At 34.2% G+C, this 10,614-nt stretch carries 11 protein-coding genes and 1 riboswitch; of the genes, 9 read left to right on the top strand and 2 right to left on the bottom strand.

Going from position 1 to position 10,614, the window contains the following annotated elements; translation table 11 throughout:
- Positions 1-122, top strand: a riboswitch (Lysine riboswitch). This riboswitch is flagged as partial in the annotation.
- Positions 123-209: 87 nt separating this feature from the next.
- The 8 genes from ACF91D_RS28740 (at position 210) to lysA (ending at position 8,540) form a co-directional block, all read left to right on the top strand.
- A complete protein-coding gene (locus ACF91D_RS28740; RefSeq protein WP_107512956.1) occupies positions 210-1,412 on the top strand; it encodes an aspartate kinase in 1,203 nt (400 codons plus the stop codon).
- Between the two features lie 49 nt (positions 1,413-1,461).
- A complete protein-coding gene (locus ACF91D_RS28745) occupies positions 1,462-2,451 on the top strand; it encodes an aspartate-semialdehyde dehydrogenase (RefSeq protein WP_107527353.1) in 990 nt (329 codons plus the stop codon).
- Position 2,452: 1 nt separating this feature from the next.
- Positions 2,453-3,340 (top strand): 4-hydroxy-tetrahydrodipicolinate synthase, encoded by an 888-nt coding sequence (gene dapA, locus ACF91D_RS28750; protein WP_107527354.1) that lies wholly within the window; start codon positions 2,453-2,455, stop codon positions 3,338-3,340.
- On the top strand, positions 3,337-4,059 hold the full coding sequence (dapB, locus tag ACF91D_RS28755; protein WP_042738720.1) for a 4-hydroxy-tetrahydrodipicolinate reductase: 723 nt from the start codon (positions 3,337-3,339) through the stop codon (positions 4,057-4,059). The genes dapA and dapB overlap by 4 nt, the downstream gene beginning before the upstream one ends.
- A gap of 22 nt (positions 4,060-4,081) precedes the next feature.
- A complete protein-coding gene (dapD, locus tag ACF91D_RS28760; protein WP_107527355.1) occupies positions 4,082-4,801 on the top strand; it encodes a 2,3,4,5-tetrahydropyridine-2,6-dicarboxylate N-acetyltransferase in 720 nt (239 codons plus the stop codon).
- A 243-nt stretch (positions 4,802-5,044) separates the two neighbouring features.
- Positions 5,045-6,193 (top strand): amidohydrolase, encoded by a 1,149-nt coding sequence (locus ACF91D_RS28765; protein ID WP_107527356.1) that lies wholly within the window; start codon positions 5,045-5,047, stop codon positions 6,191-6,193.
- Between the two features lie 5 nt (positions 6,194-6,198).
- Complete coding sequence (locus ACF91D_RS28770) at positions 6,199-7,272, top strand: alanine racemase (protein WP_107527357.1); 1,074 nt, start codon at positions 6,199-6,201, stop codon at positions 7,270-7,272.
- Between the two features lie 2 nt (positions 7,273-7,274).
- Entirely contained in the window at positions 7,275-8,540 is a 1,266-nt protein-coding gene (lysA, locus tag ACF91D_RS28775) for a diaminopimelate decarboxylase (RefSeq protein ID WP_107527358.1), read from the top strand.
- A 147-nt stretch (positions 8,541-8,687) separates the two neighbouring features.
- Here lysA and ACF91D_RS28780 read toward each other — a convergent pair whose 3' ends face one another.
- Positions 8,688-9,647 carry an NAD(P)H-dependent flavin oxidoreductase gene (locus ACF91D_RS28780; RefSeq protein ID WP_107527359.1) on the bottom strand — a complete coding sequence of 320 codons (960 nt, stop codon included), beginning with the start codon at positions 9,645-9,647 and terminating at the stop codon, positions 8,688-8,690.
- A 125-nt stretch (positions 9,648-9,772) separates the two neighbouring features.
- On the opposite strand from ACF91D_RS28780, the gene ACF91D_RS28785 reads away from it, so the two are divergent.
- Complete coding sequence (locus tag ACF91D_RS28785; protein ID WP_119624388.1) at positions 9,773-10,141, top strand: winged helix-turn-helix transcriptional regulator; 369 nt, start codon at positions 9,773-9,775, stop codon at positions 10,139-10,141.
- Between the two features lie 335 nt (positions 10,142-10,476).
- On the opposite strand, the gene ACF91D_RS28790 is transcribed toward ACF91D_RS28785, so the two are convergent.
- The coding region (locus tag ACF91D_RS28790) for a cold-shock protein (protein ID WP_392438202.1) at positions 10,477-10,614 on the bottom strand (138 nt) is incomplete at its 5' end.

Consider the following 10,614-nt stretch of genomic DNA (forward strand, 5'->3'; position numbering starts at 1 on the left):
AGCTAATTTTGAAAGGGTGAGATGCCGAAACAGTTATAATAGCAGCTTATAACACGTTGGACTTTATGGTTAAGAGCTAAGAGTCTGTCATTATTTTAAAATAATGGAGTGCATCACTTGTATATATTAATGAACAGGTTCGCAACTCCGGACTTGTTCTTTTTTTATATTACTGTGATTCTCCCCTATCATTGAGGAGGATATAGAAATTGGAAAGAAGTGTTTTAAAATTTGGAGGTTCTTCAGTTAGTGATTTTACTAAAATTAAAAGCATAGCTGAAATGTTAAAAAATAGAGTGGAACAAGGAGAACAATTGATTGTAGTTGTAAGTGCAATGGGTAAAACCACAGATGAGTTAATGGCGAATGTATCATCATTAACTTCTACGCCTAAGGATCAAGAATTAGCGTTGTTACTTACGACGGGTGAACAACAGACTGTTTCTTACCTTTCGATGGTATTGAATGATATCGGTGTTTCGGCAAGAGCGATGACCGGTTATCAAGCAGGTATTAAAACGACCGGACATCATCTGAAGAGTAGAATTGCTGAAATTGACCCTGAAACGTTTAATCAATCGTTTATCCATCATGATGTGTTAGTAGTCGCTGGATTCCAAGGCGTCAATGACGACTTAGAGATAACAACACTTGGCCGTGGTGGTTCAGATACGACTGCAGTAGCTTTAGCAGCTAGCAATCAAACACCGTGTGAAATTTATACGGATGTAGACGGCGTTTATGCAACAGATCCTAGGTTATATAAAGAAGCAAGGCGTTTGGATTATGTTTCATATGAAGAAATGATGGAAATGAGTGCTTTAGGTGCTGGCGTGTTGGAAACAAGAAGTGTTGAACTCGCTAATAATTATAATATTCCACTATATTTAGGAAGAACTTTATCAAATGTGAAAGGAACATGGATTATGCCACAAACTGAGATATTGGAGAAAAAAGCAGTAACAGGCGTTGCTTTAGACACACATATGATGCATGTAACAATCAGTTATCCCCTACCCGATAACAATTTGTTAACAGCATTGTTCAATGAATTAGAAGCGGGATCTGTTAATGTTGATATGATTTCTCAAATTATTAACTTGGAAGGACTACAAATGTCCTTTACTATAAAAGATACAGATGTATTACAAATTACTAATATTTTTGAATCATTGACTGAACAATACAGTGCTTTAGACTTCAAAATTAATGAAGACTATGTCAAAATTTCATTAATTGGTTCAGGTATGCGTGATATGTCAGGTGTCGCTTCAAAAGCATTTCTTACATTAATTGAAAACGATATTCCTTTTTACCAAACTACAACTTCAGAAATTAGTATTTCAAGTGTGATTGATGCAGATAACGGTGAGCGCGCGGTACATGCTTTATATAAAGCTTTTGAAATCTGAATTTTCTAAAATTTTTATAAAATTAAAATATAAATGGAGTGTATAAATTATGACAAAATTAGCAGTAGCAGGTGCAACAGGTTTAGTAGGAAGAAATATGTTAGAGACTTTAGATAGAAAAGGCGTTAAATATGATGAATTAGTGTTATTTTCATCAGCTCGATCAGCAGGTCAACAAGTAGAATTCCAAGGTAACACATATACTGTACAAGAATTAACAGAGGAAGCAGCAAATGAACACTACGACTATGTATTAATGAGTGCAGGTGGTAGCACAAGTGAACACTTCTCCCCTATTTTCGAACAAGCAGGAGCAATCGTTATCGATAATTCAAGTCAGTGGAGAATGACGGAAGGTATTGATCTTATCGTTCCAGAAGTTAATGAACCAGTGTTAGAGCGTAAGATTATTGCAAATCCAAACTGTTCAACGATTCAATCTGTAGTTCCTTTAAAAGTCTTACAAGAAGCGTTTGGTTTAAACCGTGTAGCTTATACCACATATCAAGCTGTTTCTGGTTCAGGTGTTAAGGGTAAACAAGATTTAGCTGAAGGCGCAAATGGTAAAGAACCAGAAGCTTATCCGCACCCTATTTATAATAACGTATTACCACATATTGATGTATTTTTAGAAGACGGTTATACGAAAGAAGAACAAAAAATGATTGATGAAACAAGAAAAATCTTAAAAGATGATGATTTAAAAGTAACGGCGACATGTGTACGTGTTCCTGTACAAGATAGTCATAGTGTTCATATGAGCGTGACATTAAACAAAGATACGTCTGTTGCTGAGATTCAACAATTATTTGAACAGGATGAACGTGTCGTATTAGTCGATAACCCAGAAAAAAATGAATACCCATTAGCGATTCATTCTACTGGTAAAGATGAAATATTTGTAGGTCGAATCCGAAAAGATGATTCTTTAGATAATACATTCCATGTTTGGTGTACTTCAGACAACTTATTGAAAGGTGCAGCATTGAACGCAGTACAAATTCTTGAGCAAGTAATGAGTCTGAAAGGAGTTAAATAAGATGGCACATATTTTTGAGGGCGTTGGTGTAGCCCTAACCACACCATTCACACATAATGAAGTTGATTACGATGCTTTAAGAAAACATTTAGCATATTTATTAGAAAATGATGCGAAATCAATCGTTGTAAATGGAACAACAGCAGAAAATCCAACACTAACAGATGAAGAAAAAGAACACGTGTTAGAAGTAGTAGTGAATTATGTTGATGGGCGTGTTCCTGTAATTGCTGGAACTGGGACTAACAATACTCAAAAATCAATCCAAGCATCAGTGAGAGCACGTGAAATTGGTGCAGATGCTATTATGCTTATTACACCTTATTATAATAAAACAAGTCAGCGAGGTTTAATCGAACACTTTACCACAATTGCTGATGCAGTCAAATTACCAGTTGTATTATATAACGTCCCTTCTCGTACGAATATGACAATTGAACCTGAAACAGTAAAAACTTTAAGTGAAAATGAATATATTGTTGCTTTAAAAGATGCAACAAATGATTTTGAGTATTTAGAAGCTTTAAAATCACGTTTAAACTTAGCTGAATTTGCACTCTTTAGTGGTAATGACGATAATATTGTAGAATATTATCAAAGAGGTGGTCACGGTGTTATCTCTGTAGTAGCTAACGTTATACCAAAAACTTTCCAATCGTTATACGACGCTAAACAACAAGGGGAAAATATTGAAGCGCAATTTAAACCAGTTAAAGCTTTACTTGATGCATTGGCAGTTGATGTCAATCCAGTACCGATTAAAGTGTTAACTACAGTGGAAGGTTTTGGCAATTATGAAGTAAGATTACCACTAGTGACGCTACAAGATGATGAAAGACAGAAATTAGAAACAGCATATGAACAATTTAAAGCAGGTGAACTAGTGTGAAAATATTATTAATTGGTTACGGCGCGATGAACGAGCGTGTAGCAAGGTTAGCTGAAGAAAAAGGACATGAAATCAGTGGTATTATTGTGAGAAATAATGATAAGTCATATCCCTACCCTACTTTTGAAAAAATATCTGATGCAAAAGATGCAAATGTAGCGATTGATTTTTCAAATCCAGAATTATTATTACCGCTATTAGATGATGATTTCGAATTACCATTAGTTATAGCAACTACAGGTGAAAAAGAAGAGATTATCGATAAATTGCAATTGTTAAGTAAAAAAATGCCTGTATTTTTTAGTGCAAATATGAGCTATGGTGTACACGCCTTAACAAAAATTTTGGAAGCAGCTGTCCCTCTATTAGAAGATTTTGATATTGAATTAACAGAAGCACATCACAATAAAAAGGTAGATGCCCCAAGTGGTACACTTGTAAAATTATATGATGTAATTAAAGAATTAAGAACACAATCAACACCGGTATATGATCGTCATGAAAACAATGAAAAACGAACACAAGAAGAAATTGGTATTCATGCAGTACGTGGTGGTACAATCGTAGGACAACATGATGTATTATTTGCGGGTACAGATGAAACAATTGAAATTACACACCGTGCACAATCAAAAGATATTTTTGCCAATGGTGCAATCGGTGCTGCAGAGAAATTAGTTAACAAAGAAAATGGTTATTACACATTTAACAACTTATAAAATTCAAGGAGCGTATTAAATTATGGTACAACATTTAACGGCAGAAGAAATTATTCAATATATTAGTGACGCAAAGAAAACAACTCCTATTAAAGTTTATGCAAACGGAAACTTTAATGATGTAGCATTCCCAGAAGAATTTAAAGTGTTTGGTTCAGAAGATTCAAAAGTAATTTTCTGTGAAGCGGATGATTGGAAATCATTTTACGAGCAGCATCAAGCTGCTTTTACAGATTTAGAAATTGAAATGGATCGTCGTAACTCTGCAATTCCATTGAAAGATTTAACTAATACAAATGCACGTATTGAACCAGGAGCATTTATTAGAGAACAAGCAATTATTGAAGACGGAGCGGTTGTAATGATGGGTGCAACAATCAACATCGGAGCAGTTGTTGGTGAAGGCACAATGGTTGATATGAATGCTACGCTTGGAGGACGAGCAACGACTGGTAAAAACGTACATGTCGGCGCAGGTTCAGTTCTTGCAGGTGTCATCGAACCACCTAGTGCCTCTCCTGTTGTAATTGAAGATAATGTATTAATTGGTGCTAATGCTGTAATTCTCGAAGGCGTACGCGTTGGTGAAGGAGCAGTTGTAGCAGCTGGCGCTATCGTTACACAAGATGTACCAGCTGGAGCAGTAGTTGCGGGTACACCAGCTAAAGTTATTAAGCAAACGAGTGAAGTTGAAGATTCTAAACGTGAAATCGTATCAGCGTTAAGAAAGTTAAACGACTAATATAATTAAAATATTTACTAATTGAATTGGATGAAAAATAACTGAGCTTTACGTTGTTTTTATCCATTATTATCGGAGGATAAAGATACTTTTGGTTAATGACGATGCACTTGTCGAATTTAACTTACAATTTCTTTTCCTCCATTTTTTAAAAATTTATATACATAATGTATTTGCAACCTATAGTTATATTTAAACTGTTTAAATATGGTTGATAATAATAAATAAAGGATATGATCTTAAATGAATGAATTAGAATTCGTTACTAAACATAGAAGACATTTACATCAACATCCAGAGTTAAGCCTTCATGAATATGAGACAACAACGTATATAGCAGCATTTTTAGATGAACTGGGAATAACTTACAAACGACCTTTAGAAACTGGCGTAGTAGCATTTCTTGAGGGAAACAGTGATCGTACAATCGCTTATCGTGCAGATATAGACGCCCTACCAATATTTGAGGAAAATGACGTTGATTATAGAAGTTCAACAGATAATGTGATGCACGCATGTGGCCATGATGGACATACTACAGCGCTAATGCTGTTTGTAAAACGTTGCAAAGCATTAGCTGAAAATGGTGAATTACCACATAATGTCGTATTTATTTTCCAACCAGCTGAAGAAACAGGTGGTGGTGCGAATCGACTTATCAAGGCGGGTGCATTTGAAGCATATAATATAGAAGCAGTATTTGGAATTCATGTTATGCCTTTTGAAGATGAAGGTAAAGTTGTTATTAGAGATGAAGAAATTACTGCAAGTGCTACGGAGTACCGGTTCTTCTTAAATGGGTTATCAAGTCATGTAGCAGATAAAGAACAAGGCCATTCTTGTGGAGAAGCTTTGCAACATGTGTTAACTCAAGTTGGTCAAATTCAACAATATCATTTAAATGGTCTGAAACGTAATATTGTACATATGGGACACTTTGAAGCTGGTGAAGCAATCAACACAGTGCCTAGTAATGGATATTTAGAAGGTACAATAAGAACATATGATGTAAACGATTTAGAAATTGTGAAACAACAAATGCAGAAAATCGCAGAAAGTGTTAAATTGTTGTTTGATGTAGATTGTGAGGTTAAATTTGAAGAAGGATATCCCCCTACTTATAATGATCCAACATTAAAGCACAAAGTAACACAGGGTCTAACTAATGCAAACTTTGAGATTATTGATAAACCTACGCCTTATTTATTTGGTGAAGACTTTAGTTTTTATAGTCAATTTGCACCGAGTTATTTTGTATTTGTCGGTGTACGAGATGAATCTAAAGGTTATATTACAGGTTTGCATACAGCAACATTAAACTTTAACGAATATATGTTGATACGTGTTACAGATTACTATGAACAGTTATTAAAAACTTACAGTGAGGTGTGACGTAAATGACTGCTACTTGGTCAGTGGAAACAGCAGAATTTAAAAAGAATGCCGCAAATGTTGTTAATAACAATAATATTATGGCTGTTGTAAAAAATAATGCTTATCATTATGGCTTGAACTTTGCGGTAGAACAATTTTTACAAATTGGGATTAACACATTCAGTACGACCTCTTTAAAGGAAGCTGTACGAATTAGAAAGATAGCACCGGAAGCAACCATATTCTTGATGAATGCAGTATATGAGTTTGATGTTTTAAGAGAACACCAAATTCATATGACATTGCCTTCCCTTCAATATTATTATGAACATGTAGAAGATTTATATGATATTCATGTACATTTAGAATTCGAAAATTTATTGCATCGTTCAGGTTTGAAAACAATTGATGAAATAAAGGAAGTCTTGCAGCATCATGAACAGAATGAAAATACATTGAAAATGCATATTTCAGGCTTATGGACGCATTTTGGATATGCTGATGAATTTGATGTACCTGACTATGGTATTGAAAAATCAGCATGGCTGAATGTTGTTGAAACGCTATTAAAGGATGGCTATCAATTTGAAATGATACATGCACAAAATAGTGCGAGTTATTATAGAGAAGGTTGTGTGCTTCCAAATCATACACATGCACGTGTTGGTATTGCTTTATATGGTTCAAGACCTTATGGTTCATTAGATGAATCATTGATTAAACAGTCATTAACTGTTAAAGGAAATGTAATTCAAGTTCGTGAAGTACAACAAGGAGATTATTGTGGGTATAGCTTTGCCTACGAAGCGACTGAGAACAATACAAAACTGGCAGTCGTTGATGTGGGATATGGTGATGGCATATTAAAGGCACGTGCGAAACATGAAGCTATGATCAACGGTAAAAGATATCCAATTAGAGCTTTGATGATGAGTCATATGTTTGTAGAAGTGGATTCAGAAGTAAATGCACAAGATGAGGTAATACTATATAATAATGATATGCGCGTAGATGAGTATACATTTAAAGGTGTAGGAGCTAATTCAGAGCAGCTCAGCGCAATGAATCATGACTCACTAATAAAGGAGTATAGATAAAGATGGTAGTAGAATACAACAATAACGGTGAATTAACGATGGGTGGTACAAGTCTAAAGACGATTGCACAAAGCTTTGGTACCCCTACTATAGTATATGATGAAGTACAAATTAGAAACCAGATGAGACGCTATCATGAAGCATTTAAGGCAAGTGGTTTAACATATAATATCTCTTATGCTTCAAAGGCGTTTACTTGTATTCAAATGGTTAAACTTGTGCAAGAGGAAGGTTTAGAATTAGATGTAGTATCTGAAGGTGAACTCTATACTGCATTGGAAGCTGGTTTTGATCCACAACATATTCATTTTCATGGTAACAATAAAACAAAGCATGAAATACAATATGCCTTAGAAAGCAAGGTTGGCTATATTGTTATAGATTCATTAGAGGAAATTGACTTGATTGATCGTTATGCAAGTGAAACAGTCAATGTTGTATTGCGTTTGAATCCTGGTGTTGAAGCACATACACATGAATTTATACAAACAGGTCAAGAAGATAGTAAATTTGGATTGTCGATTAAACATGGTTTAGCTATAGAAGGTGTCAAAAAAGTGTTTGCATCAAAGCGCTTAAACCTTAAAGGTGTTCACTTCCATGTTGGTTCACAAATTGAAGGCACAGAAGCGATGATTGAAACAGCTAAAATAGTGATTTCTTGGTTGAAAGACAATGATATTAATGTTGAGCTAATTAATCTTGGCGGTGGTTTCAGTATTCAATATGTTGAAGGTGATGTGAGCTTCCCTATTGAAGATGGTATTGAAGAAATCACAGAAGCTATTAAGACGATAGCTGAAGAAACAAATTATCCACTTCCAGAAATTGGTATTGAACCCGGTCGTTCGATCGTTGGTGAAGCTGGAATTACTTTATACGAAGTAGGAACAATCAAAGAAATCCCAGGCGTTAATAAATATGTGTCAATTGATGGTGGCATGAGTGATCATATCCGTACTGCACTCTATGATGCGAGTTATGAAGCGTTGCTAGTAAATCGCAATGATGAAGCGAATGAAACAGTCACATTAGCCGGTAAGCTTTGTGAATCAGGTGATATTATTATTAAAAATGCTCAACTTCCAAATACAGTAAAACGTGGAGATTATCTCGCTATTTTATCAACGGGTGCCTATCATTATTCCATGGCTTCAAATTATAACCAAATGCAAAAACCATCTGTATTCTTCTTGAAAGATGGTAAAGCAAGAGAAGTTATAAAAAGACAATCATTAAGACAACTCATAATTAATGATACCAAATAATCAAATTTCAGAAGATAAATAAACAAAACCACAATCAAGTTAGTGCTGTTTGTTAGTGAATGTTGAACTATAGAATGATATTCACTGAACTTACAACACATCAGATTGTGGTTTTGTTTTTATATGTTATTAAGCAGCATAAACTTATTAAATATCCTTCATGACATCTTTAATAACATTTTCTACCGGTTTGATTTCAGAAATTGTAGAAATGCCTGTGCCTACTGAGACAAATCCATTTTCAGTATCACCAACTAACATACCTAATTTCATGTTAGCGCCCCCACCCATATGCTGAGACAATTCGCTATTTGAATAGCCTTGGCGATCCATTTCTACTAATTCTTCTGCCAATTTACCGGGTAACGATCTGTAGTATGCTGGTAAAGTTCTAAATAATAATAAATCTGTAGCATTTGAATCGACAATTTTTTGCTTAACATTTTCAGCAGCTGGGTTTTCTGTTGTAGCAATAAACAAACTACCTGCAAACACACCTTCTGCACCTAACGCAAAAGCAGCATTTACTGTTCTGTAGTCTCCAATACCGCCAGCGGCAACGACAGGAATATCAATTGCATCGGCAATCATAGGTACAATTGAAAAAGTACCAATCACGCGTTCTGGAACTGTACCACCCTCATCAAAACCTGTTGCTACGTAAATATCTGCTCCAAAGGACTCAGCCTCTTTAGCATTTTCAATTGTTGGTGTTAAGGGTCTATATATTATTTTAATTTGATGCGATTTCAATTTTTGGTATAGTGATTTATCCTTTATATACTCGTTGGCAAGTACTACAGTAACCCCCTCTTCAATAATTACTTCAACCAATTGTTCTGTATAAGCCATATCCCTACTTATGACTAATGGTACGCCAAATGGCTTATCTGTGAGTTGCCTAATTTTTTTAATTTCTTGTCGAAAACGCTCAATTGTATCGGTAACAGAACGTGTAATTAATGCCGATCCGCCATTGGGTCCTAAAAAGCCTAATCCCCCTGCTTCGCTTACTGCTGCTACAAATTGTGCATCAGTTAGCCATGACATAGGACCTTGTATAATAGGTTTTTCTATATTCAATATGTTTGTAATACGTGATTTCATAAGTAACCCTCTTTTTTAAATTTATTATATATAGTATATTAGTATTCAAAATTCAATATTGAAAGAAGGCAATAATTTTTAACTAAGTACTAAAATTTGTACTATTGCGGTATGGAGGTATTAAAATGGTGAAAATTTGTAATTATGGTTTTGACGAATCATTCATAGATGAACATAGAGATATTCATGGGATAGCATATACTCAAAATGTGTTGTCAGGAAGATATAAAAATATCATTCTTTGGTATTTAAAAGAAGGCGATAAAAGATTTAATGAAATTAAAAAATTGCTTGTGAGTATCTCTCAAGGATCATTAACAAAGCAATTAAAAGAATTAGAACATGACAAGGTTATATCAAGAACTGTATATCCCGAAGTTCCACCAAAAGTTGTTTATGGTCTAACAGATAAAGGAAGAGATTTAATTCCAGTAATTGACATGATGGAGGTATTTGGGGAAAAATATAGTGAAGATAGTATAAATCGTAAGTAAAATAGCTAAGAATGATAATTAAGATGAGTGAAAGAAATATATCTTTATAATTAGTAACATAATATCTAAAGTAGCATCTTTACAGAATAATAAAATTTGCTATTACATCTTTATTTGATAATTAGTGCTTTAAGTTGTATTAATAAGAGTTATTAATTTACAAGACATACTGAAAAACATGTAACGATAGTATTAAATGCACACGATACTTAGGTTACATGTTTATTATTGTCTATTAACTTATCTATACGCTACTTGTTAAAAAGTTTTATTATAATGCAAAAAAAGAACCTTTAACAAGGTTCTTTACAAATAGTCAATATTTCAATTTATAATTATAGTTTAGCAACGTTTGCAGCTTGAGGACCGCGATCGCCTTCAACTACTTCAAATTCAACTGATTGACCTTCTTCTAATGATTTGTAACCTTCTTGGTTAATAGCTGAGAAGTGTACGAATACGTCGTTTTCTCC

This window comes from Staphylococcus sp. 231237_7MaSpsaltlick (assembly GCF_043107035.1).

Excerpts from the sequence above, each read along its gene's own strand:
- ACF91D_RS28745 (WP_107527353.1), top strand. The coding sequence starts at position 1,462 with ATGACAAAATTAGCAGTAGCAGGTGCAACAGGTTTAGTAGGAAGAAAT.
- dapA (WP_107527354.1), top strand. The coding sequence starts at position 2,453 with ATGGCACATATTTTTGAGGGCGTTGGTGTAGCCCTAACCACACCATTC.
- dapD (WP_107527355.1), top strand. The coding sequence starts at position 4,082 with ATGGTACAACATTTAACGGCAGAAGAAATTATTCAATATATTAGTGAC.
- ACF91D_RS28765 (WP_107527356.1), top strand. The coding sequence starts at position 5,045 with ATGAATGAATTAGAATTCGTTACTAAACATAGAAGACATTTACATCAA.
- ACF91D_RS28770 (WP_107527357.1), top strand. The coding sequence starts at position 6,199 with ATGACTGCTACTTGGTCAGTGGAAACAGCAGAATTTAAAAAGAATGCC.
- lysA (WP_107527358.1), top strand. The coding sequence starts at position 7,275 with ATGGTAGTAGAATACAACAATAACGGTGAATTAACGATGGGTGGTACA.
- ACF91D_RS28780 (WP_107527359.1), bottom strand. The coding sequence starts at position 9,647 with ATGAAATCACGTATTACAAACATATTGAATATAGAAAAACCTATTATA.
- ACF91D_RS28785 (WP_119624388.1), top strand. The coding sequence starts at position 9,773 with ATGGTGAAAATTTGTAATTATGGTTTTGACGAATCATTCATAGATGAA.